The organism is Candidatus Paraluminiphilus aquimaris, from assembly GCF_026230195.1.
Taxonomy (GTDB): domain Bacteria; phylum Pseudomonadota; class Gammaproteobacteria; order Pseudomonadales; family Halieaceae; genus Luminiphilus; species Luminiphilus aquimaris.
On the sequence record NZ_CP036501.1, the window covers coordinates 2,526,948 to 2,550,483 of the forward strand.

Sequence of the window (23,536 nt, forward strand, 5' to 3'; positions counted from 1 at the left end):
TATTTATTTTGGGACCGGGTGGAGTGATTCTTGGATTTTTCTTTGGCGCGTTTGTTGGCTACAAGAAAACTCGACATAAATGAAGACAGTCAGGTCCAGTGCATGCGGGCTATAGCCAGTCGCTTTCGGGTGATGCGCGATAACTTTTTTCCAACCCACCATTGAGCAGGATAAAAAAAGGACTCAGCGAGTCCCTTTTTTATTAGTGGCGGAGAAGGAGGGATTCGAACCCTCGATACGCGATTAACGTATACTCCCTTAGCAGGGGAGCGCCTTCAGCCACTCGGCCACTTCTCCGTATTCTGGCGCGTGTCGTCGTTAAAATAACGCTGCGAAACCCCCGGTTTAAGGGCATCGCTCAACAAGCGCGCGAGAATATCACAATCGATACGAATTGCGATATCTCGAGCCCACAAAATGCCGAGCAACGAATCTCTTAAGGTGAACGCCAAAAGGGCCGATCACCAGCGATCGTTACGCGCTCCATCTTTCTCACTTGCGGAAAATAATCTGAACTTGCGAAGTGCTGCGAGGCTCTATTGTCCCAAAAAGCCAAAGAGCCCTCTTTCCATCGGAATCGACACTGTATTTCGGGATTAGCGGCCGTTAGATACAGGGTGCGCAGCAACTTTGAACTCTCGTCTCTGTCCATGCCTTTAATATGACTGGTAAAAGCCGTATTCACGTACAAAACAGACTCGCCCGTCTCAGGGTGTGTCCTCACAATTGGGTGCTCCACCGGGGGATAACGCTCGCGCAACTCCTCAGCAGACTTATTGAGTCTTTGAGCAAAGACCCGCGCAATATCGTGAACGGCGACTCGCCCTGTTATTGCCTCTTTCATATTTTCGGGCAAAAGTTCGTAGGCCAAAACCATATTGGCGAACAGGGTGTCCCCCCCCACCGCGGGCACCTCTACCGCCTTTAGAATTGAGCCCAGTGACGGTTTTTCACGCCAAGTCACGTCGGAGTGCCAAAAGTTTTCTTGCCCTTTAGATTCAGGGCCATGAGCGATATGCAGGACCTCGGGATTGGACTGAGAGCGAGGTGTTGCCGGGTGGATTTCGAGTTCACCAAACCATCTTGCGAGGCTAATGTGCTGTGCCTGCGACAGCGCTTGTTCTCTAAAAAACACCACTTTGTATTTGAGTAACGCAGCGCGGATATCAGCTATTTCTTGCTCCGTCACCTGCCCCAAGTCGACATTGCCAATCTCCGCCCCAATTGCGGGCGTCAGGGGTGAAACAGTGATATTTGAAGTCGTCATCATTTCTTATTCTCAGTCATCCCGACCCAGAATAACCAAGCGTGCAGAGTACGTAAACGACACGCATAGGGAATGGAAAGGTTGCAGATTGGAACGACCCCAGTGTGGCGGTGCAGGGCACTTGAATTAGGTGCACAGTACCTTTTTTTGAGATGCCATTACCCGATATATCAGCTTACGTTAGGACCTCAGTCGCTTGGATCCTGTGACTGTGACGCCTCACCACGACCTTGCTTTTGGGCAAGTTCCTCACGATGAACAGTGACGTCACGGGGCGCATCGACGCCTATGCGCACCTGGTTGCCCTTAACACCTAATATGGTCACGGTGACGTTGTCACCGATGACAAGCGACTCATCGACTCTGCGGGTCAATATCAGCATCACTAACGTCCTTGTTTGTCAGTCCCGGAGTCACCCTACACCTCAGGCGTCAGTATCTCCAGCCTCGTCGGCGTCCAAACCGAACGCAGAGTGCAGCGCTCGTACAGCCAGCTCGAGAAACTTTTCCTCGATGATGACCGAGATTTTGATTTCGGAGGTACTGATCATTTGCATATTTACGCCTACCTCAGATAAAGCTCGGAACATGGTGGCCGCAACACCCGCGTGTGAGCGCATTCCTACGCCCACGACTGAAACCTTGGCAATCTTGCTGTCTGACCGCCACTCCATAGCACCCAGCTCAGAAATATGGGTCTCTAATATCGCTTCTGCCCGCGACAAATCGTTACGGGAAACCGTAAACGTAAAGTCTGTTTTTCCTTCATCACCGACGTTTTGAAGAATGACATCAACCTCAATATTTGCTTCACCGATTGGGCCGAGTATCTGATAAGCGATGCCTGGCGTGTCAGGAACGCCAACCATGGTCAGCTTTGCCTCGTCGCGATTGAATGCTATGCCTGCAATGGTGGGCGCTTCCATGAGATTGTCCTCGTCAACGGAGATGAGCGTTCCCGGCCCATCTTTGAAACTACTTAGTACCCTCACCGGTATACCGTACTTCCCGGCAAACTCGACCGATCGAAGATGCAATACCTTAGACCCCATGCTCGCCATTTCGAGCATCTCTTCAAATGTGATGCTATCCAAACGCTTCGCGCCGTCAACGACACGTGGATCAGTTGTGTAGACACCATCTACGTCAGTATAAATCTGGCATTCAGCTGCGTTAACCGCCGCTGCCAACGCCACAGCGGAGGTATCTGAGCCGCCACGTCCAAGTGTCGTGGTCTCACCTTGATCATCGACGCCCTGAAAACCTGCGACAATGACAACCTTACCTGCTGATAGCTCGGCGTGTAGCCGCGTGCTGTCGATATCTTTGATTCTGGCCTTGCTGTGAAAGCTATCGGTCTTTATCGCGACCTGACTGCCTTTGAGAGAAATGGCATCAACCCCACGCTTTTGAAGCGACATGGCAAGTAATGCCATCGAAACTTGCTCTCCGGTTGAAACCAGCATGTCGAGTTCTCTGGGACAAGGCTCGTCTGAGATCTCACTCGCCAAACCGATCAACCGATTGGTCTCTCCCGACATCGCAGAAACAACGACAATGAGCTGATCACCACTCGCGTGATGTTTGGCAATACGATCGGCTACGGCTTCAATACGCTCTATCGAGCCGACCGACGTGCCACCAAATTTTTGGACAATAAGTGCCATGAGAAGAAAAAGGGCCGTCGAAAAGTCGCGTATTAAACACGGTTTACGCCATCACTTAAAGGCGATATGACCGTGCAAAGTGCTCATATCGCATTGTGCGACTAACCGCCAAGCCGTTCAGAAACCCATTCGGGAAGGTCAGCAAGCGCCGGTTTCAGGGCGCTCACATCGGTGCCTCCACCCTGTGCCATATCGGGTCTACCGCCCCCTTTGCCACCGACGCGACCTGCAAATTCCTTCATCACATCGCCTGCTCGAACCCTGTCGGTCAGATCTTTGGTAACACCGGCAACCAGTGAAATCTTGTCACCCTCGACAGCGGCGAGAAGCACAACGCCCGAGCTGAGTTTATTCTTACAATGATCGAGTGTTTGCCGGAGTGTGGACGCATCTGCACCGTCAACAACGGTGGCTAAGACGTTGGTATCACCGACCTGCACAGCCTCTTCCGTAAGATCTGAGCCAGCACCGGTCGCCAGTTTCTGCTTGAGCTGGGTTATTTGCTTCTCGAGGTCCCTGACTTCTTTTCGGAGATTAGAAACCTTCTCAGCGGCTAATGCGGGCGACGCTTTTACAACGTCACACACTTCGGCGAGCGCTTGATCAGCTTTTGCAATATCCGCGAGCGCCCCGACACCCGTGACCGCTTCGATACGACGAACACCTGAGGCAACGCCCGCTTCGGTCAGAATTCGAAAAATGCCTATATCGCCCGTCCTACTGACGTGAGTACCCCCACAAAGCTCTACCGAAAATCGATCCGTACCCATGGTGAGCACACGGACTTCATCGCCGTATTTCTCTCCAAATAAAGCCGTCGCACCAGCAGCAACCGCCGACTCCATATCCATCTCTTGCGTAAGGACCTCGCCATTACTCTGCACTTGCTGGTTCACGATCGAAGCGACCTGCTGAAGCTCTTGTGCAGTCAGTCCCTCAGAGTGCGAAAAATCAAATCGTAATTTATCGGCATCTACCAATGAGCCTTTTTGCTGGACGTGCTCACCCAAGACTTGCCGCAATGCTTCGTGCATTAAATGTGTCGCGGAGTGGTTGGCTTTGATTCGCGTTCGCAGCGAAGCATCAATTGCTGCTTTTACCTCGTCACCCGAGGCAAGCTCTCCCTCTATCACAACGACATGGTGCAAATGATGGCCTTGTGCTTTGGTGGTGTCGCGAACTTCAAGCTTCGCACTGTCAGAGACGATATATCCCGTATCGCCCACCTGACCGCCGCTTTCGCCGTAGAACGGTGTCCTATCAAGGATTACAACCGCGCTATCACCGGCGGAAATAGCCGTTCGCGCATCCCCGTCTACAAACAACCCTCGAACCTTCGCCGTCGACTCAACGTCGCCATACCCTAAGAACTCAGTTTCACCCGCCACGTTGATAACGTTGTTGTAGTCGACCTGAAACGAGCCGCTTTCCTGTGAACGCTTGCGCTGCGCCTGCATCTCCGCTTCGTATCCCTCGATATCCAGCTCAAGGCCTCGCTCTCGCGCAATGTCATTGGTCAGGTCGACTGGAAAACCAAATGTATCGTAGAGGCGGAAGACAACATCACCCGGGATTTGATTGCCATCGAGCGAAGCAAGTGCCTGCTCCAAAATATCCATACCCTTATCAAGAGTACGCGCAAACTGTTCTTCCTCTGACGCAAGGGCTTTGATAATTGCACCCTCCTGCCTCACCAATTCAGGGTAAGCGGTACCCATTTCACTAACCAAGGCCGGCACGAGACTCGCAAAAAACGGTTCAGTGGCACCCAGTTTGTTACCGTGGCGAATCGCGCGTCGTAAAATACGGCGCAGTACGTAGCCTCGACCTTCATTACTTGGCAGCACGCCATCGGTTATAAGGAAGGCGCAAGAACGCAAGTGATCAGCCACGACACGCAGCGACGTGTGACTGTGGTCCTCAACATCTAATTTCTCAGCCGCCGCGGCAATCAGGGCTTTGAAGAGATCAATATCGTAGTTGTTGTGTTCGCCTTGCAGTACCGCAGAAATCCGCTCCAGCCCCATACCGGTGTCGACAGAGGGCGCCGGCAGAGGGTTCAAGACCCCCGCGCTATCGCGGTTGTACTGCATGAACACGAGATTCCAGATTTCGATGTATCGATCGAGATCATCATCAGGCGATCCCGGTGGGCCGCCAGGTACATCCGGACCATGGTCGTAAAAAATTTCCGACGAAGGTCCACAGGGGCCTGTGTCGCCCATCTGCCAGAAGTTGTCTTCGTCAAGGCGCGACAGACGGTTGGGATCCACACCAATCTCATCGACCCATATCTGTGCCGCTTCATCATCGGAAATATGGACCGTTACCCAAAGCTTATCTTTCGGAAGCTGAAGTTCCTCCGTCAAAAAGGTCCATGCAAAATTAATGGCTTCGCGCTTGAAGTAATCACCAAAGCTGAAGTTTCCCAGCATTTCAAAAAACGTATGGTGTCGCGCGGTGTAACCAACATTCTCAAGATCGTTGTGCTTACCGCCCGCGCGAACGCAACGCTGACTTGATACTGCGCGGTTGTAGTCACGCACCTCCAACCCAAGAAACGTATCCTTAAACTGGTTCATTCCCGCGTTAGTGAATAGCAACGTCGGGTCGTCGTGAGGAACCAATGAACTGGAGTCCACACGGGTATGCCCTTGGCGCTCAAAGTAGGAAAGGAAAGCCTCTCTAATATCAGCGGTTTTCATGGTCAAATCTCTAAATATGTTTTTTGGAGGACGTCGACTAGTAGCTCAACTATTAGCTCAAGCCCTGAGCAAGCTCACCTTCTTTCATGTCGCGTCCCGCTAAAATATGCAAGTGAAGATGGAAGACGGTCTGACCCCCTCCCTCTCCGTTATTAATAACTAGCCGAAAAGCATCCTCGACTCCCAGCTGATTTGCGACTTTACCCGCCACCACTAAGAGGTGTCCGAGAAGTGCTTGATCTTCCTCATCCGCCACAGACAACATCGGTATGGGTTTCCGCGGAATAATCAAAACGTGTGTTGGCGCTTGGGGATAGATATCTTTGATGACAACACATTGCTCGTCTTGGTAGAGAAAATCCGTCGGAATTTCACCCCGGGTGATTTTTCCAAATATCGTGTCTTCCATAGCGACTACCCAAGCTTTTCGTCTGCGGTGAGCACCCTCGCCTCACCCTCGAGTAACACGGGAATGCCGTCTCTCACCGGATAAGCAAGTCCACTCGCTTTGCAGACGAGCTCTTGAGCTGCCTCGTCAAAATCGAGCGGGGCCTTCGTCACAGGGCAAACCAAAATTTGCAGTAATTTTTTATCGAGCACGTCTTTCTCCTTTGGCGCGCGCTGAGTATACGCTCTAATCAGTGTCAGGGCATGGCCGGTACAAGTAATTGCGGGTCAACTCTCTGGTTGAACCAACTCATTCGCCAGTCTAAATGAGGGCCCGTAGCGCGACCCGTTGCGCCAATCGCCCCAATGGGATCACCTGTGCGCACTTCCTCCCCCACTTGCACGTCAATGCGACTCATGTGAAGAAACGAAGAACTGAGGCCAAAACCATGATCGAGGATGACGGTACCCCCTGAGTAAAAAAGATCGGGCTCTGCCAGTGTGATAACGCCCGGCCCGGGCGACAGAACAGGTGTTCCGGTAGGTCGAGCGACATCGACACCATAATGAGGATTACCCGGTTTTCCGTTATAGAACCGCTGGCTGCCATAGACACCACTGATTCGCCCTGTCACGGGCCACGCTAACCCCGACTTAACCGCGAAGAGGAACTCCTCACGTTTTACACGCTTTGCTTTGGCGGACCGAACGCGCCGTCGCTCCTCACGAATCCGCACGAGCTGCTCCTCAGGCGGTGTCACGGTTCTTTGCGGTACGCCCTCAACACGCGAAATACGATACTGCCTTGTCTGAAGCTCGATAGGGCACAGGCTCGTCTCATTTACCCGCAGCTCGAGCTTGTTTGGCGCATCACGCCCGAGACCTAACAGGAATGTGCCATCTTCTAGTACGGGCACTTGGACATCATTGAATTCCAGCCGTGCATTGGGTTCTGTCTTACCCCAAAGCAAACCACCCGGTTGAAAATTCCCCTCCAACACCGGGCAACCCTCGCTCGCCGACACAAAGGGATTCACGCCAAAAACGAGGCAAAATATAAAGGTCAGCTTTGGACGCATGTGACTCCCTAATTTTCTTTGAATCTGCTTTACTCGCTCATTAGAGATGATGGCGCAGCATGGCATTCAAATCTACAAGGACATCCACGAAAACACAGAAGGAGCATTCATGTCGCGGTATCGCCCGCCCCGTGCCAAAGGCTCACCCTACATTACACCGGAGGGAGCCCAGCGACTGCGTGACGAACTCAAAATGCTCTGGAAAGATGAGCGACCTAAAGTAACGGCCGTCGTGCATGCAGCGGCGCTCAATGGCGATCGCTCAGAGAATGGCGATTACATTTACGGAAAAAAGCGGCTCCGAGAGATCGACTCCCGCGTGCGTTTCCTTCAAAAACGTCTAGACGAGCTCACTGTGGTGGATACTTCCCCAACCGACCCCTCTAAAGTCTATTTTGGTGCTCGAGTCACTCTCGAGGGTGGCGATGGGCGGTTACAAGAATTTAAAATTGTTGGTCCTGATGAATTTGACCTAAGTCTGGGCCTTCTAAGCTGCGATTCCCCCCTTGGACGGTCTCTTCTTGGAAAGACCGCAGGCGATACCGTCGTTGTGCAAACGCCTGAGCAGGAAACTGAGTGGTTTATTGACGCGATCGCGTATCAATAGCACTAACAAATCAGCTTAAATGACGACAATTCCCACGTCGCCAACTCCGGATTTACGAGCCAAGTGTTATTATTGTCGCAACACGAAATTTGTCATTAATTCTTAGGAGAGAGAGCATTGAATCAGGGCGTCACGGACCATTTTCAGCAGCGTCACATTGGAACGACCAAAGCCCAACAGCAAGAAATGGCGTCAAGCGTCGGCTTTGAAAGTGTTGAGCAGCTGATCGAGACCGCGATTCCTGACAATATCAAAGCCAAGGCGTCACTTCGTTTGCCCCCAGCCCTAAGCGAGGCTCAAGCACTGAAGCGACTCCGTAACTACGCAGACCAAAATACCGTCATGCGCAGTTGTATCGGGATGGGGTATTACGACACGCTCACGCCAGCTGTGCTCCTTCGAAATGTTTTCGAAAACCCCGGTTGGTACACGGCATACACACCTTACCAGCCCGAAATATCACAAGGGCGTCTAGAGACCCTACTGACATTTCAGCAAGTCATTATTGATCTTACAGGCATGCCGCTTGCCAATGCCTCGCTCCTTGATGAAGCCACCGCTGCTGCCGAAGCCATGACACTCATGCATCGGATGAATCGAAAATCCAAGTCATCGACCTTTGTCGTCGCTGAGGACTGTCATCCACAAACCATCTCGCTCATTCAAACACGAGCAGAGCCGCTGGGCATTGAAGTTCGACTTGTTGACCCTGAATCCCTCGAGAATGTCGACGACGCCTTTGGGCTTCTAGCGCAGTATCCGGGCACATTTGGCGATGTGCGAGACTTGAGCGACGTCATCAAAACGTCTCATGAAAAAAATATCCTAGTCGGCGTCGCAAGTGACCTTCTCGCACTTACGTTACTCAAGTCGCCAGGCTCCATGGGGGCAGACGTTGTCGTGGGTAGCTCGCAACGCTTTGGCGTTCCAATGGGGTTCGGTGGTCCCCACGCCGCATTTTTCGCGACCCGCGATGAGTACAAGAGATCGATGCCGGGGCGGGTTATTGGTGTGTCGATTGATAGCCGCGGACGTCAAGCCCTTCGCATGGCAATGCAGACACGCGAACAACACATTCGACGAGAAAAAGCGACGAGCAACATCTGCACAGCACAGGCCCTGCTTGCGATTATGGCCGGCCTGTACGCCATGCATCATGGCCCCGAGGGCCTACGAGCCATTGCAACACGGGTGCATCACTTAACAACACAACTGGCTAGCGCCCTAGGCGGCACAGCACACACGGTCGTAAATAACAGCTGGTTCGACACACTCACCATACAAACCGGGTCAGCTGATGCCATCCACACCCTCGCCGAATCGCGCGGCTTTAACCTGCGTCGTATTAATGACACCCATGTTGGTATCTCACTTGATGAGACCACCACGGCTGAGGAACTCGAGTCACTCGTTGAACTCTTCGGCGGCGTCTATTCGGCGGAGGGCACCGAAGAAAAAAGTGACAAGCCATCGTCAGTGAGTCCGCTACTCATTCGTGAGATGGATTATCTTCAGCACCCGCTGTTTCACGACTATCGAACAGAAACGGAAATGCTGAGGTACCTAAAGCGCTTGGAAAACAAAGATATCTCGCTGACTCGCGCGATGATTCCACTGGGTAGCTGCACGATGAAGCTCAACGCGGCGGCAGAGATGATCCCTGTCTCCTGGCCTGAGTTTGCTCGAATGCATCCGTTTGCTCCCGCCCATCAGACTGTTGGTTATCTGGCGATGCTGGAAGAGCTGTCTCAATGGTTAACAGAGTGCACCGGCTACGACGCGATGTCGCTACAGCCAAACTCGGGCGCACAGGGAGAATATGCTGGGCTCATGGCAATTCGTCGATACCACCGCGCACGCGGTGAATCGCACCGAAATATTTGTCTAATACCCACATCCGCACATGGCACCAATCCGGCCAGTGCCGTGATGGCGGGAATGAAAGTTGTGCTCGTTAGCTGCGATGACAGCGGCAACGTCGACATACAAGACCTCAAAGCGAAGGTCGATGCACACTCCGCTGACCTTGCGGCGATCATGGTCACCTACCCATCTACACACGGCGTATTTGAAGCCTCTATTGTCGAACTCTGTGAGCTAATCCACGAACACGGTGGCCAAGTCTACGTCGACGGCGCAAATCTAAACGCGCTGGTTGGCTTGGCAGGACCCGGTAAATTTGGAGCCGATGTCTCTCATCTGAACCTACACAAAACATTCTGCATTCCTCATGGTGGCGGAGGGCCAGGTATGGGACCGATAGGCGTTGGTGAACATCTTGCACCCTATCTGGCCTCGTCGGTTGTTGTGCCACAAGACGGTCTCGACGCCACAAACAATGTCATCAGCGCGACGCCGTTTGGTAGCGCCTCTATCCTCCCCATTTCGTGGATGTACATCGCCATGATGGGTCCGGATGGCGTGACAGACGCAAGTCGTATTGCGATCGTTCATGCCAACTACATCGCCAAGCGCCTGCGAGGACACTTTGACGTGCTCTACACAGGACGCAATGACACAGTGGCGCACGAATGCATCATCGATATTAGACCCCTCAAAGAGCGCTGTGGCATTTCAGAAGAAGACGTAGCAAAAAGATTAATCGATTACGGTTTTCACGCCCCCACGATGTCATTTCCAGTTGCCGGCACGCTAATGATCGAGCCAACTGAATCAGAGTCCCTCGCCGAGATTGATCGCTTTTGTGACGCAATGCTGTGTATTCGAGATGAAATCAGGGCGGTGGAAGACGGTCGTCTCGACCCCATTAATAACCCGCTCAAAAACGCGCCACACACCTTGGACGAGGTGACCGCGACAAACTGGGACAGGCCTTACTCGCGCGAGCAAGCCGTTTGGCCGGTTGACTCGTTAAGGTCGGACAAATACTGGCCACCGGTTAACCGAGTGGATAACGTTTACGGAGATCGAAACCTCATTTGCTCGTGTCCGAGTATCGAGTCTTACCTAGAAACGGCCTGACGTAAGGTGGCTACGTGAACCACTTCGTGTGATGTAGCTTCGGCTACTTATTCAGCGATGGGGGTTTGGTAACGGGTTTTCCATTCCTCGTAAGGCATACCGTAGATGAGCTCGCGAGCAGCATCTTTAGTCATTGAGTCACCTGCCTCGCTGGCTGCTTCTGCGTACCATTTAGAGAGACAATTTCGACAGAAGCCGGCGAGCTCCATGAGATCGATGTTCTGAACGTCCGTGCGCTCTTGCAAATGACCGACGAGGCGCCTAAACGCTGCCGCCTGCAACTCAACCTCTGTCATGATTCACTACCCTGAACTAATCGCTGGATAATACTACCCTGCTCTGGGTATCGCCAACGCAACTGGCTGAGCTGCTCATCCGAGAACCAATCTGCGTCTTTAATTTCTAGCGGCCGCGTTATATTGATGTCTCTGCCGGAGACGGACTCACACGAATAAAGTTGGAACCCGTTCTCAAACGTTTTCGCCAACTCCCCAGCACGGACTTCTACTCCCGTTTCTTCCCAGGTTTCTCGCTCCGCCGCACACTGTGCCGATTCACCTTTATTGACTGAACCGCCCGGAGGACCGTAACTACCACCCATGATCTTTACGAGCAGAACGTCTCCCTGATCAACGACAAGACAACCCGAACTGGGTGCCAACATATTCCCACCAACGTTAACACTGCACTCGGGCTGCTTGGAGCACGCGCTGATTAACGCCGCTAAGAATAAGACCGTTAAATGTTTCATTTGTCATATTTATTATGGAACTTATGCCGCATCGTGTCATAAGTTGCCATTTTTAGGCAATTGGTAATACTAACGCTCGTAGACGAGCTCGACGGCATCCTGTCCAACCAACTCTTTAAGCTGATCAAGCAATGTATCGGTAGGTGTGACACGCCATCGCTCGCCAAATCTCAGCATTGCTGACCCCGCAGGCTGCTTGTACTCGACAACAATTGGACAGTCACCCGAGTGCGCTGAAAAGGCACGCTTCAGTTCAGACGAAACCCCACGTTTAACTGCATCAGTGCTCAACCCGACTTTAAGTTCACGAACGCGTGAGCTGCGAGCCGCTTCGAGCGTTGTAAATGATTTAGCACGCAGAGAAAGCTGCCCTCTAAAGTCATCCATTTGCAGTCGGCCATCTGCGAGCACAATTTGATCCTTTACCAGTAAGTCACGATTCTGCTCATAAACCTCACTGTAGGCCGTCGCTTCAATTTGACCTGTCCCGTCATCCAGCTGCAGCACAGCCATGGTCCCGCGCTGAGTTTTTACGAGTCGAACGTCCACAATCAAACCTGCCACCCACTGTTTACTGCCTGCCGTCAGCTCACGTATCGAACGGGGTGAAAACTTACGCACTTCTTGTTGGAACTCATCCATTGGGTGGCCGCTAAGGAAGCTCCCTAAGCTTTCTTTTTCACCGGCGAGGATATCTCGGAGTGTCCAAGCACGCGCACGTCGATGATCGCGATAGGGGTCGCCGTTTTCTGCGGAGGGAACAACCTCACCAAATAAATCACCCATGCCGGCTGCCTCATTGGCCGCCGACTGCTCAGCGGCGCGAAGCGCATCGTCCAACGCTGACATCAGCACAGATCGCTCCGCACCCAGCTCATCAAGGGCCCCGCTCTTTATTAACGCTTCAAGCGCTCGGCGATTCACCTTCCTGGGATCAGTCCGGCTACACAGGTCGAAAAGGTCACTAAAAGGCAAGTTACCTCTCGCCTCCAGCAAGTCATCAATAGGCCCCTCACCCAGCCCCTTGATGCCGCCAAGACCGTAAATAATGTGGCCGTCTGCGTTCACAGAAAAATGTAATTTTCCTTCAAGAACATTAGGGGCTTTAACGGTTAAACCCATGCGCTTACATTCATCGCGAAGGCTCAGCAATTTATCTGTGTTATCAATCTCAGAACTCATTACCGCCGCCATGAATTCAGAGGGGTAGTGCCGCTTCAACCAAGCTGTTTGGTAGCTGACCAATGCATAAGCAGCGGAGTGCGACTTGTTAAAGCCATAGCCCGCAAACTTTTCAACCAGATCAAAAATCTTCATAGCAAGTGTTGGATCAACACCTTTGTCTTTAGCCCCGCCCTCAAAAACAGAGCGCTGCTTTGCCATCTCCTCGGGCTTTTTCTTACCCATCGCGCGGCGCAAGAGATCAGCCCCACCGAGGGTGTAGCCGGCCAGCTCCTGCGCGATTTGCATCACCTGCTCTTGATACAGAATGATGCCGTAAGTGGGCTCTAATATTGGCTGTAACCACTCGTGCTGATACTGCGCATCCGGGTAGGAAACCTGCTCTCTACCGTGCTTTCTGTCGATGAAGTTTTCGACCATACCCGACTGGAGTGGCCCCGGCCGGAACAGGGCCACTAAAGCGATGATGTCTTCAAAACAGTCTGGGCGAAGACTCTTGATCAGCTCCTTCATACCTCGGCTTTCCAACTGAAATACAGCCGTGGTCTCTGCGCTTTGCAACAAACTATAGACCGCACCATCATCAAGCGGTATCTGATTGATATCGACAGGCGATGCAATGTCCTCGCGCTCATTGATCATCGCGACGGCCCAATCAATGATGGTAAGGGTTCTCAAACCTAAGAAGTCAAACTTTACGAGACCCGCATCCTCAACATCGTTCTTGTCGTATTGAGTGACGAGCCCATGCCCCTCTTCATCACAAAACAAGGGCGAGAAATCTGTTAGCTGTGAGGGCGCAATGACGACACCACCTGCGTGCTTGCCTGCGTTTCGGGTCAATCCCTCGAGCTGGACCGCCATATCCCAAATCTCTTGGGCAGCGCCGTCTTCTTCGAGAAGGTTGACTAATTGCTCTTCCTGCTCAAGCGCCTTTTCCAGCGTCATACCCACCTCAAAGGGTATGAGCTTGGACATCTTATCGGCCAATGCGTAAGGCTTGTCCTGCACACGCGCAACATCTCGTACAACCGCCTTTGCCGCCATGGTGCCGAATGTGATGATCTGAGATACGGCGTTTCGACCGTATGTTTCCGCAACATAATCGATCACTTCATCCCTGCGATCCATACAGAAATCGACATCAAAATCGGGCATGGAAACCCGTTGCGGATTCAAAAATCGCTCAAAAAGGAGATCGTATTCGATCGGATCCAAGTCGGTAATTTCGAGCGCATAAGCGACAAGAGATCCTGCACCAGAACCCCTGCCTGGCCCCACCGGTATGCCGTTTGCCTTACCCCAGCGGATGAAGTCCATAACAACCAAAAAGTAGCCCGGGAACCCCATTTGATTGATGATATCGAGCTCAAATTTGAGACGCGCACGATACACTTCATCATCGTCAATATTGAGCGCTGCCAGCCGCTTATCGAGTCCCTCGTTAGATAAATCTTCGAGGTGCTGCTCGATACTTACCCCTTCAGGTGTTGGGAAATCAGGCAAATACGCTTTACCCAGTTCTATTTCAGTCGAGCAACGAGCCGCGATGTGAATCGTATTCTCGATTGCCTCTGGAATATCGGCAAATAACGCAATCATCTCATCGGGAGATCGAAGGTACTGCTGATCTGAAAAGTGCCGTGGCCGGCGCGGATCATTTAGCGTTCGACCATCACCGATACAGACTCTCGCCTCGTGGGCATCATATTCCTCTGGCGTGAGAAAGCAGACTTCGTTTGTCGCCACCACCGGGCAGTTTTCTTCAGCTGCCAGTGCCACCGCTGCGTGAAGATAGTCCTCTTCGTTCTCTCTACCCGTTCGCTGAAGCTCAACGTAATAACGATCCGGGAACAGCGACATCCACCACTCAAGTGCGGCTTTTGCCTCTTGGCGTCTTCCTGCAACCAGATGCTGACCCACGTCACCTAGCCTGCCACCAGACAATGCAATCAAACCCTGACTTCGCGCTTGAATCCAATCACGTCTTAGCAAAGGTCGACCCAAGATCTGACCTTCCTGATAAGCCTGAGAAATAAGAAGTGTGAGGTTTCGATAACCCTCTGCGGACTGTGCTAAAAACGTCGCCTGATAACGGCGCTCATCGTCCTCGAGTACCTCAAAATCGGCCCCTATAATGAGCTTTACGCCTTCACGCTCAGCGGCCTTATAAGCCTTAATCAACCCAAAGAAATTAGTCCGATCCGTCACAGCCACCGACGGCATATCCGCTGCGGCCACCGACTTCATCAGAGGCCCTACACGCACCAAACCGTCGGTGAGCGAAAACTCTGAATGAACACGAAGATGAACGAATTTGGGATCCATAGAACTTATTTAAACCTGATTTACGTTTGTAGCAAACGGGCGATTGGACCAAAACTACGGCGATGTATGGGCAAGACACCGTGTGCTTTAATTGCCGCGATATGCTGTGCGGTAGGGTAGCCCTTATGCTTAGCAAAACCGTACTCAGGGTAGTGTTGATCCAGTGCAATCAACTCCTGATCACGTGTCACCTTGGCGAGAATTGAAGCCGCACTGATAGACGGAATCAACGCGTCACCACCTACCACCGCCTCAGCACTGTACTCCCAGGTAGGAAGCTTGTTGCCGTCAACAAGCACGTGGTCGGGTTTAATACCCAGGGCTTCGACCGAGCGCTTCATGGCGAGCAATGAGGCATTTAAAATATTGAGCTCATCAATTTCACTTACACTCGCCCGGCCGATACCGAACGCAATTGCGTGATTTTCAATCTCAGAATACAAACGCAGCCGTTTTTTCTCCGACAGTTTTTTAGAGTCTGTGAGTCCTTCAGGCGTGTACTCACCAAGAATAACGGCCGCAGCGACGACATCGCCGGCTAGGGGGCCTCGCCCGACTTCGTCGCATCCCGCTACGATCATTCAAAGCCCTCGCCAGCCATAAGCGCCTCTAATGCATCGGCTGAGCGCACAGCATAGTCATCGCCAATAGTTTGGCGAAGCTCGCTAAAGGTCGTCTTTTGCTCATCACCCTGACGAGAGAAGCTCTCGAGTACCGATTGGTAAAGGTTTTCAACCGTTGCATTTCCCTGCAAAAACTCAGGCGCGACTGCCCTACCCGCAATAACATTAGGCAAGCCCACAAAAGGCGAAGTGACCATGCGACTCAGAATCTGCCAAGAGAACCAGCTCATTTTGTAAGCTATTGTCATTGGCTTGCCAATCAGCATCGCTTCCAGTGTTGTTGTACCGGACGCACACAGCACAGCATCCGATGCCGTCATTGCCAATCGACTCTGACCTTCGATGACTAAAAAGCGCTCATCATCAATTGGCATGAGCCGGTTTATTTGATCCATGCGCTCCTCCGAGGAAGCCGGAAGGATAACGCGCATTTCACTGTCTGACGCAAGCAGTCGCATTACAACCTGCGTAAATGTAGGACCAATATGTTCGATTTCGCCCGATCGACTCCCAGGGAGGCATGCAAGAACCGGCGCATTCTGAGGAAGTCCAAGATAGTGCTTTGCCGTCGCCTGATCCGGCAGGGCCGAGAACTCCTCAATAAGGGGGTGACCCACACACACCGCTTCAACACCGTGCTGCGCGTAAAAGTCTTTCTCAAACGGGAGCAAGCACAACATCAAATCTACCGCTTTTTTAATCTTATTGATTCGTCCGGGTCGCCATGCCCACACCGAGGGACTCACTAGGTGCGCAGTTTTAAGACCTTTGGCACGCAGCTGCTGTTCCAGTGTGAGATTAAAATCAGGGCTATCAACACCGAGAAAAACATCTGGACGCTCCAGCAACATATGCTGACGAATACCGCGCCGCATAGATAAGAGCTCGGGAAGACGTTTTAGCGGCTCGGTAAAGCCAAAGACAGCAAGACGGTCCATGTCGTAGAGGCTCTCAAGCCCATGAAGTGCAGTAGCTTCGCCGCCAATACCGGTAACGCGTAATGTTTCGTTGCGGCGTTTGAGTTCACGAAGCACCGATCCGGCTAAAATATCGCCGCTCTTTTCACCCGCTAAAACACCAAGGTATGGCGCACTCGACATTACCGGACGATACCGCGCTCGGACGCCTCAAGTGACTCAATCAGCGGAAGGATTTCAGGTGTTTCTGTCGTCATGGTGGAGAGGCGTTCCATTGCAACGTCCAACGTCAGCCCCTGCCGATATATCAACTTAAACGCGCGGCGCAGGTTGGAAAGTGTGGATTCTGAAAATCCTCGGCGCCGGAGGCCTTCGGCGTTAATCGTTCTTGCTTCGGCAGGGCTACCCGATACGGTGACATAGGCAGGCACATCCTTACCAATCGCTGTGCCCATACCACTGAAACTGTGAGCGCCAATTTTGCAAAACTGATGCACCAAGGTGTAGCCGGATAAAATCGCCCAGTCGTCAACGACAACGTGCCCAGCTAACGCCGTATTGTTAACGAGAATTGTGTTATTTCGGACAACACTGTCATGGCCTATGTGGACATAACACATAATTAGATTGCTATTGCCAATATACGTATCGCCACGGTCTTGAACGGTACCGCGATGGATCGTAACGCTCTCTCGGATGACATTATCGTCACCAATCGTCAGCGTGGTGGGCTCTCCATGATATTTAAGATCAGGAGTGGCTTCGCCAATGGAGCTAAATTGGAATATATGATTTCTGGCACCGATCGTGGTCGGGCCCTTAATTACAACATGGGATTCGATAATCGTATCCGCACCAACCACCACATCGGGACCAATGATGGAATAAGGCCCCACGTTCACCGACGGATGCAACGTCGCTCGGGGGTCAATGATGGCTGTTGAATGAATCATTGCTTATCGATCAGCACACAATATCGTGGCCGATGCCGCCGTCTTTCCGTCAACCGATGCGCGCACGTCAAATTTCCAAATACCGCGCTTCTCACTCACAATCGACGCCTCAAGCTTGACGCAGTCGCCCGGCACACAAGGCCGCTTAAATCGGAGTTTGTCGGTACCAACCAAGTAGTATATGGAGCCGTCTTCTGGCGTTTTACCCATGGTCACAAACCCCAAAATTCCCGCCGCCTGCGCCATAGCTTCAACGAGAAGCACGCCCGGAAAAACCGGATTACCCGGGAAGTGGCCGTCGAAATACGGTTCGTTAATGCTTAAATTTTTGTAGGCTTCAATCGACACACCAGGCTCGATTGCCACAACCCTGTCTACAAAAAGAAAGGGATAACGGTGCGGTAAGTGCTTTCTGATCCCCTCAATGTCCATCATAGTTTGGTGTTCCCTATTCGCCAGTGTTGGCTTTCTCCGATAACAGTTTTTCAAGCGCCTCAATGCGGCGAGCCATCTCTGTTAGCTTTTCGTAGCGCGCGGCGCTGCGCGCCCAATCGCGAACAGGCATTAGCGATGTTCCTGACGCGTAGTGACCCGCCTCACTGACATCCCTAGAAACTCGACCCTGTCCACCAATATGCACATCATTGGCAATTTTGAGGTGCCCCGCAAAGCCAGCCTGTCCCCCTACGGTACAGCGCTCGCCGAGCTCCGATCCCCCAGCAAAACCCACCTGCCCCGCGACGGCCGATCCCCGGCCAATCTTCACACCGTGCGCAATATGCACCAGGTTATCAAGGATAACGTCGTCGCCGATCTGAGTATCCTCGAGTGCCCCACGATCGATGGCACAGCCCGCACCAATCTCAACACGATCGCCCACCTTGACCCCGCCCAACTGGAGAATTTTCTCCCAACCCGTGCTCGTGGGTGCAAAGCCAAACCCGTCGGAACCTATTACGGTGCTGGCGTGGATCAGACAATCGTGGCCAATAGCAACACCGTGATAAATCGACACGTTGGCTCTGAGCTCAGTCCCCGAACCAATGGCGGTCCGCTCGCCGATCCAAACGTTAGGCCCAATCCACACATCGTTGCCAATCGTAGCGCCCTCACCAATAACAGCACCAGCGTCGACCGTTACGTGAGCGCCCAATTGGGCTGTCTTTGCGATAACGGCACTCGAATGAACTCTCCCAGATGGGCGTGGTCGATTATCAAACAGCTTAGTGGCACGCGCGAAATCGGCGTAGGGCTCATCGCTAAACAGTACAGCCCCCGCGTAGTCACCCACCCAGTCTCTGGGGCAAATGATCGCTGAGGCATCCGACGCAGAAAGCGATTTAACGAATTTCTTTTGTGCGATAAAGGAAAGATCGCCCGTCTCGGCCATAGAGATGGGCGCAAGGCGATTCAGCGTAAGGCTTGGGTCACCTTTATAGGTGAGACCCAATGCCGCGGCTGCATCGCCCAGAGTCGGCATATTACTCTTGAGGTAGCTGGTTGAGCTTGTCGGTTACTTTAGCCGTGATGTTGTAACCGAGATCGGCGTGGATCACCGATTGCGCTTGGAGCAAAAGACCAATCTGATCGGTCTCGATCACTTCACCTAATACCTGTCGAGCGGCGGGAACAAGCTCTTGGAAAACGCGTTGCGCATTCTGCTGCTGCAAGGCCTGCAACTTCTTTGCGACATACTCAAGGTCGGCGTTTTTACTGGCCATCTTTTGGCGAGCAGCCACTTGGTCGTCCTCGCTCATTGCCGCCTGATCACGCTGGAAATCTTGCACCAACTTGTCGAGCTCAGCTTTTAAGCTATCAAACTCGGCTTTATCTTCAGCAAAAGATTCACCGGCCTCGAAATCACGCAAACGCTGCTGCGCGGAGTCGGTTTGTAAAATGGCCTCCTCCAAATTCACAACAGCGATACGACCTTGAGCGTGCGCTAGGGTCGATGCAACCATCAGTGCCAATACGGCGACAAAGCGGAACAACATTTGGGATAACCTCCTGGTTAGTTATTAGAATCCACGCCCCAGCGTGAATTGGAATACTTCTGTACGATCAGTGTCGCTAGCATTGAGCGGCTTCGCAAGTGCAAATGTAAGTGGTCCAAAACCACTTAACCACGTTACGCCAATGCCGACTGAATAGCGCAACTCACTGGCGTCAACGCCGAAGCAGTTGAGCTGATTTTCACGACAATTCGTGTTGAAAACATTGCCAACGTCTAAGAAGAACGCGGATCTTATAGAACTCCTATCCTTGACGAAAGGCATAGGGAAAAGAACCTCTGCAGAGCCCTCGATGACGACATTGCCGCCAAACGGATCAGCGCGGCGACGTCCTGTGAATACCTGCTGCGTCTCGATTTGACCCGTCTCAGGATTCACAATGTAGCCAAAGCCTAAACCATCAGGGCCACCAATCTCAGTGGGCGCGCCATCCTCATCGACTCCTGTAACCGCAAGGCCCGTTTGATAGAGAATGGGAGGGGTGCTTCGCGGTCCTAGGGTATTCGCCTCGAATCCACGGACACTGCCAAAGCCACCCGAATAGAAGTGCTCATAAAACGGAAGTTCAGTGGTGTCGCCATAACCGTCGCCGTAACCGACCTCACCCCGCAAGTGGAACGTAAAATCACCGTAGATAGGAACGTACATCTCCCCCCGATAGTTGAGTTTGAAAAACTCAAGATCGGATCCCGGCATCTGCAATTGCGCTGAAATCGAGTTAGACACACCCCGTGTCGCAAGCTGCCCTCGGTTCAAGGTTGACTGAATCCAAGACCCCGTAATCGACCAATTGGTGAATTCACTGCCATTTTGATCTAGGAAACCGTCATTATTAAGATTGACGAACGCCTCAGGCGGTAAATCGGTGATGGGAAACAACTCTTCAGGTCCCGAGTAAGTCCCGTCTAGCTGCCTGGTGGAGGTATAGTACTGCTCCACACCGGTTATTAGTCGCGGACTGGTGCGTATTTCCTGTACCGCGTAGCGTCCCGATGTAATGTCGGTATTCGTGATTCCCAGATTAAAACCGAGTCGCTGCGTTTCACTGATCGGGTAGCCAAACGACATGGTGGCACCCACCGTGTTCGTTGTGTAGCTAGCGACATTAATCTCAGAAAGGTCAGACTTTCGGTAAAAGACGCTGAACCCTCGACTCACACCGTCCTCAGTAAAATAAGGGTTGTTGTAGTTGATGCTTGCAACGCTCTGCCACTGCGACGTGTTCAGATTCAGACCAACCTGCCGCCCCGTGCCCAAGAAATTATTTTGTTGCAGATTCAGGCCAACAATAAGCCCCGCAAACTGCGAGTAACCTAAGCTGCCGCCTATAGAGCCAAAGCTCTGCTCCTCAACTGAGAAGTCAATATCCACGAGATCGTCGTAACCGGGAAGCTCGACAGTCTCGACCTCGGCAGAGCTAAAGAAGCCTAACCGTTGAAGACGAATACGCGACTGCTCAATGGCCGCTGCGGAGGCAGGTGCTGCCTCCATTTGGCGCATTTCACGTCGCAAAACCTCGTCGGCGGTTCGTGAGTTTCCTTTGAAGTTAATGCGCCGGACATAAGTCCGCCTGCCGGGATCAATGAAGAACTTGATTGAGACCTCAGCCTCGCCGTCGCCAACTTCCGGGATGCCCGTTACCTTGGCAAAATTGTAGCCCTCATTCCCGAGTCGGCGGGTGAGGTATTCTTCAGTGCTGGTCACCAATTGCTGCGAAAAGACCTGACCTGGACCCACCAAAAGGAAGCGAGATAGATCCTCCTCTGACAGCACAAGGTCACCGGAAAGGTCCACATCGGTGATCGTAAATCGATCCCCTTCGGCGACATTGGCAGTTATGAAGACTGAGTCCTTAGTCGGTGACACAGCCACCTGGGTCGACTCGATCTCAAACTGCAAATACCCCCGGTCCTGGTAGTAACTGGTCAGGGTTTCTAAGTCGGATTCCAGCTTTTCCTTACTGTACTTATCAGCACTAGAGAAAAACGAGAACCTGCCGCCAACCTGCAACTCGAACAGCTCAAGTAGCTCCTCGTCGTTATACACTTCGTTGCCGACAATATTGATGTGTTTGATTTTTGAGACTGTTCCCTCATCGATCTCGATGCTGATGGAGACTCGGTTCCTAGGCTCGGGTATCACCTCGGTATCAATTGACGAGTCATATCGCCCCTGAATCACGTACTGACGTCGAAGCTCACCCTGCATGCCCTGAAGCGTAGATCGTTGAAATACCTGCCCAACAGCAAGGCCGGCCCCCTTAAGGCCATCTAACAACGCTTCCGTCTCGATCGCTTTGTTACCCTCGATCGTGATCTCACTAATACTCGGTCGCTCCGCCACAGTAAGTACGAGTACGTTGCCGTCACGCCCCACCGAAATATCGTCAAAATTCCCGGTGTAAAACAGATTGCGAGAGATACTTCGAATGGCGAGCTCATCGACAACATCACCAACGCTTACCGGCAAAGCCGCAAAGACGCTTCCAGGCGCAATGCGCTGCAAACCTTCGACGCGAATATCCGCAACAACAAAGGGCTCAGTTTGCGCAATTGAGGTCGGCGAAAGGCCAACGATAAAGCCGGTAACAATCAATGCCAGACCGCTGGAACGCTTCACACTTCCGAGCCAACAGCGAGCCCGGTCGCTTATTTTTTTGAGGACTAATTTCACGTATTTTGTCTTCGATTATCTTTGGTTACTGCGTAGCGCGCGGGAGTATCTCACAGTCGGGCCACATCGTTGTAGATGGCAAACATCATTAGTGTAAAAACAGCAGCTAAACCCAGCTGAAAACTCATTATTTGGATTTGCTCGGGCACTGGCCTACCCATTAGCCCCTCAACTACATGGAAGACGATGTGTCCACCATCAAGCACAGGTATGGGCAATAAATTTATTGCGCCGAGAGAAATAGACAGTAATGCAAGAAACGAGAGCCACGTGGTAAATCCGCTCTCTGCCGTACTGGCAGCGATTTGCGCGATAGCGATTGGGCCCGACAAATTTTTTGTCGAAATCAGCCCTTGCACCATTTTCCACATCGACTCGAAGGTGAAAATAGTCAACTCATACGTACGATTAACAGCCGCACCGAGCGCCTCTATCGGCCCGCGGCTCTGACGGCGAATCCGACTGTCCGGAATCTCTGGCAGCGCCAGACCCATGCCAACTGTTCCGATTGCATTGCGATTTTGCGGCATCACGCTCAGCGTAACTTGACTGCCAGCGCGATCGACTAAGACATCAAATCGCTGATTAGGGCGCGCGCGGACAAATTCGACCCAATCCGTCCACTGCGCCATCGGCACACCCGCCGCGTCAATGATTACGTCTCCGACCTGAAAACCTGCACGAGCAGCTGCGCCCCCCTCGGACAGGGAGCCCACCTCGGGTCTGATCGGAAGAAAACCTAATGACAACCCGAGGGCTGCCGCGGGGTCTGGCGCCTCCGCCTCACCAAGCCAGTTCACAATGGGGAGTGCATAACGCTGTCCTACATCGCTCAAGGCATTTCCAATGGTCAGGTCAATGTGGCCTGTATCACCGAGACGCTTTAGTAAGGCGAACCTTACGTCTGAAACGGTGCTGGTGGCCTGCCCATCAACCGCTATGACCTCTTGCCCTACAACCAGCCCACTCTCTTCGGCAATGGAATTCACTGCAACAGCTTCGATAACAGGAGCCAAACCTGTTTCGCCCCTCAGAAAAAGGCCAAACAACACCATAACGGCCAAAAGAAAGTTAGCGGCGGGACCTGCAGCCACGATCGCAAGCTTGTTACGAACAGGTTGTGCATTAAAGGACTCAGAACGGTTAGCCTCCGTAACAACGGCCTCACCATCGCGCTCGTCCAACATTTTTACGTAGCCGCCCAGTGGAATGGCGCAAAGCGCAAACTCTGTTCCGTCTCGACCCTGCCAGCTGTAAAGCGTCCGCCCAAAGCCGATCGCGAATCTCAGCACTCGCACACCACAACGACGCGCAACCCAGTAGTGGCCAAACTCATGGATCGTCACAAGGACACCCAGCGTCACCAATGCCATCATGATAGAAAATAAAATTTGCATGCTTTG

Annotated in this window: 20 protein-coding genes and 1 tRNA gene; 2 read left to right on the forward strand and 19 right to left on the reverse strand. The window is 52.4% G+C overall.

The window, feature by feature from the left end; genetic code table 11:
- Positions 1 to 206 precede the first annotated feature (206 nt).
- From E0F26_RS11550 to E0F26_RS11585, 8 genes are all read right to left on the reverse strand, one after another.
- Positions 207 to 297, reverse strand: a tRNA-Ser gene (locus tag E0F26_RS11550).
- A 139-nt stretch (positions 298 to 436) separates the two neighbouring features.
- Entirely contained in the window at positions 437 to 1,270 is an 834-nt protein-coding gene (locus E0F26_RS11555; protein ID WP_279241815.1) for a TauD/TfdA dioxygenase family protein, read from the reverse strand.
- Positions 1,271 to 1,455: 185 nt separating this feature from the next.
- Positions 1,456 to 1,650, reverse strand: a complete 195-nt coding sequence (gene csrA, locus E0F26_RS11560) for a carbon storage regulator CsrA (RefSeq protein WP_279241816.1) — start codon at positions 1,648 to 1,650, stop codon at positions 1,456 to 1,458.
- Positions 1,651 to 1,692: 42 nt separating this feature from the next.
- Positions 1,693 to 2,934 (reverse strand): aspartate kinase, encoded by a 1,242-nt coding sequence (locus tag E0F26_RS11565; RefSeq protein ID WP_279241817.1) that lies wholly within the window; start codon positions 2,932 to 2,934, stop codon positions 1,693 to 1,695.
- A gap of 101 nt (positions 2,935 to 3,035) precedes the next feature.
- A complete protein-coding gene (gene alaS / locus E0F26_RS11570; RefSeq protein WP_279241818.1) occupies positions 3,036 to 5,639 on the reverse strand; it encodes an alanine--tRNA ligase in 2,604 nt (867 codons plus the stop codon).
- A gap of 52 nt (positions 5,640 to 5,691) precedes the next feature.
- Positions 5,692 to 6,048: a histidine triad nucleotide-binding protein gene (locus E0F26_RS11575; RefSeq protein ID WP_279241819.1), complete on the reverse strand. Its 357-nt coding sequence runs from the start codon at positions 6,046 to 6,048 to the stop codon at positions 5,692 to 5,694.
- Between the two features lie 5 nt (positions 6,049 to 6,053).
- Entirely contained in the window at positions 6,054 to 6,239 is a 186-nt protein-coding gene (locus tag E0F26_RS11580; protein ID WP_279241820.1) for a Trm112 family protein, read from the reverse strand.
- Between the two features lie 44 nt (positions 6,240 to 6,283).
- On the reverse strand, positions 6,284 to 7,105 hold the full coding sequence (locus E0F26_RS11585; RefSeq protein WP_279241821.1) for a M23 family metallopeptidase: 822 nt from the start codon (positions 7,103 to 7,105) through the stop codon (positions 6,284 to 6,286).
- Between the two features lie 109 nt (positions 7,106 to 7,214).
- Between E0F26_RS11585 and greB the strand changes: the two genes are divergently transcribed.
- Positions 7,215 to 7,712, forward strand: a complete 498-nt coding sequence (gene greB / locus E0F26_RS11590) for a transcription elongation factor GreB (RefSeq protein WP_279241822.1) — start codon at positions 7,215 to 7,217, stop codon at positions 7,710 to 7,712.
- 117 nt (positions 7,713 to 7,829) lie between these two features.
- Positions 7,830 to 10,694 (forward strand): aminomethyl-transferring glycine dehydrogenase, encoded by a 2,865-nt coding sequence (gene gcvP, locus E0F26_RS11595; protein ID WP_279241823.1) that lies wholly within the window; start codon positions 7,830 to 7,832, stop codon positions 10,692 to 10,694.
- 47 nt (positions 10,695 to 10,741) lie between these two features.
- Here the strand turns inward: gcvP and E0F26_RS11600 are convergent, their stop codons facing one another.
- The 11 genes from E0F26_RS11600 to rseP form a co-directional block, all read right to left on the reverse strand.
- On the reverse strand, positions 10,742 to 10,990 hold the full coding sequence (locus tag E0F26_RS11600) for a DUF1244 domain-containing protein (protein WP_279241824.1): 249 nt from the start codon (positions 10,988 to 10,990) through the stop codon (positions 10,742 to 10,744).
- On the reverse strand, positions 10,987 to 11,445 hold the full coding sequence (locus E0F26_RS11605; RefSeq protein ID WP_279241825.1) for an NUDIX hydrolase: 459 nt from the start codon (positions 11,443 to 11,445) through the stop codon (positions 10,987 to 10,989). The genes E0F26_RS11600 and E0F26_RS11605 overlap by 4 nt, the downstream gene beginning before the upstream one ends.
- Before the next feature lie 69 nt (positions 11,446 to 11,514).
- Complete coding sequence (dnaE, locus tag E0F26_RS11610; RefSeq protein ID WP_279241826.1) at positions 11,515 to 14,955, reverse strand: DNA polymerase III subunit alpha; 3,441 nt, start codon at positions 14,953 to 14,955, stop codon at positions 11,515 to 11,517.
- Between the two features lie 20 nt (positions 14,956 to 14,975).
- A complete protein-coding gene (gene rnhB / locus E0F26_RS11615) occupies positions 14,976 to 15,536 on the reverse strand; it encodes a ribonuclease HII (protein WP_279241827.1) in 561 nt (186 codons plus the stop codon).
- Complete coding sequence (gene lpxB / locus E0F26_RS11620) at positions 15,533 to 16,678, reverse strand: lipid-A-disaccharide synthase (protein WP_279241828.1); 1,146 nt, start codon at positions 16,676 to 16,678, stop codon at positions 15,533 to 15,535. The genes rnhB and lpxB overlap by 4 nt, the downstream gene beginning before the upstream one ends.
- Positions 16,678 to 17,448: an acyl-ACP--UDP-N-acetylglucosamine O-acyltransferase gene (lpxA, locus tag E0F26_RS11625; RefSeq protein ID WP_279241829.1), complete on the reverse strand. Its 771-nt coding sequence runs from the start codon at positions 17,446 to 17,448 to the stop codon at positions 16,678 to 16,680. Before lpxA ends, lpxB begins: the two co-directional genes overlap by 1 nt.
- Positions 17,449 to 17,451: 3 nt before the next feature.
- Entirely contained in the window at positions 17,452 to 17,883 is a 432-nt protein-coding gene (fabZ, locus tag E0F26_RS11630) for a 3-hydroxyacyl-ACP dehydratase FabZ (protein ID WP_279241830.1), read from the reverse strand.
- A gap of 13 nt (positions 17,884 to 17,896) precedes the next feature.
- Complete coding sequence (gene lpxD / locus E0F26_RS11635; RefSeq protein WP_279241831.1) at positions 17,897 to 18,928, reverse strand: UDP-3-O-(3-hydroxymyristoyl)glucosamine N-acyltransferase; 1,032 nt, start codon at positions 18,926 to 18,928, stop codon at positions 17,897 to 17,899.
- Between the two features lies 1 nt (position 18,929).
- Positions 18,930 to 19,442, reverse strand: coding sequence for an OmpH/Skp family outer membrane protein (locus tag E0F26_RS11640; RefSeq protein WP_279241832.1), 513 nt, complete (start codon positions 19,440 to 19,442; stop codon positions 18,930 to 18,932).
- A gap of 24 nt (positions 19,443 to 19,466) precedes the next feature.
- Positions 19,467 to 22,061 (reverse strand): outer membrane protein assembly factor BamA, encoded by a 2,595-nt coding sequence (gene bamA, locus E0F26_RS11645; protein WP_420887706.1) that lies wholly within the window; start codon positions 22,059 to 22,061, stop codon positions 19,467 to 19,469.
- Between the two features lie 122 nt (positions 22,062 to 22,183).
- Positions 22,184 to 23,530 (reverse strand): RIP metalloprotease RseP, encoded by a 1,347-nt coding sequence (rseP, locus tag E0F26_RS11650; RefSeq protein ID WP_279241834.1) that lies wholly within the window; start codon positions 23,528 to 23,530, stop codon positions 22,184 to 22,186.
- Between the last annotated feature and the right edge of the window lie 6 nt (positions 23,531 to 23,536).

Bases quoted from the DNA above. Each gene is read 5' to 3' on its own strand.
- E0F26_RS11555 (WP_279241815.1), bottom strand. From the start codon at position 1,270: ATGATGACGACTTCAAATATCACTGTTTCACCCCTGACGCCCGCAATT.
- csrA (WP_279241816.1), bottom strand. From the start codon at position 1,650: ATGCTGATATTGACCCGCAGAGTCGATGAGTCGCTTGTCATCGGTGAC.
- E0F26_RS11565 (WP_279241817.1), bottom strand. From the start codon at position 2,934: ATGGCACTTATTGTCCAAAAATTTGGTGGCACGTCGGTCGGCTCGATA.
- alaS (WP_279241818.1), bottom strand. From the start codon at position 5,639: ATGAAAACCGCTGATATTAGAGAGGCTTTCCTTTCCTACTTTGAGCGC.
- E0F26_RS11575 (WP_279241819.1), bottom strand. From the start codon at position 6,048: ATGGAAGACACGATATTTGGAAAAATCACCCGGGGTGAAATTCCGACG.
- E0F26_RS11585 (WP_279241821.1), bottom strand. From the start codon at position 7,105: ATGCGTCCAAAGCTGACCTTTATATTTTGCCTCGTTTTTGGCGTGAAT.
- greB (WP_279241822.1), top strand. From the start codon at position 7,215: ATGTCGCGGTATCGCCCGCCCCGTGCCAAAGGCTCACCCTACATTACA.
- E0F26_RS11600 (WP_279241824.1), bottom strand. From the start codon at position 10,990: ATGACAGAGGTTGAGTTGCAGGCGGCAGCGTTTAGGCGCCTCGTCGGT.
- E0F26_RS11605 (WP_279241825.1), bottom strand. From the start codon at position 11,445: ATGAAACATTTAACGGTCTTATTCTTAGCGGCGTTAATCAGCGCGTGC.
- dnaE (WP_279241826.1), bottom strand. From the start codon at position 14,955: ATGGATCCCAAATTCGTTCATCTTCGTGTTCATTCAGAGTTTTCGCTC.
- rnhB (WP_279241827.1), bottom strand. From the start codon at position 15,536: ATGATCGTAGCGGGATGCGACGAAGTCGGGCGAGGCCCCCTAGCCGGC.
- lpxB (WP_279241828.1), bottom strand. From the start codon at position 16,678: ATGTCGAGTGCGCCATACCTTGGTGTTTTAGCGGGTGAAAAGAGCGGC.
- lpxA (WP_279241829.1), bottom strand. From the start codon at position 17,448: ATGATTCATTCAACAGCCATCATTGACCCCCGAGCGACGTTGCATCCG.
- fabZ (WP_279241830.1), bottom strand. From the start codon at position 17,883: ATGATGGACATTGAGGGGATCAGAAAGCACTTACCGCACCGTTATCCC.
- lpxD (WP_279241831.1), bottom strand. From the start codon at position 18,928: ATGCCGACTCTGGGCGATGCAGCCGCGGCATTGGGTCTCACCTATAAA.
- E0F26_RS11640 (WP_279241832.1), bottom strand. From the start codon at position 19,442: ATGTTGTTCCGCTTTGTCGCCGTATTGGCACTGATGGTTGCATCGACC.
- rseP (WP_279241834.1), bottom strand. From the start codon at position 23,530: ATGCAAATTTTATTTTCTATCATGATGGCATTGGTGACGCTGGGTGTC.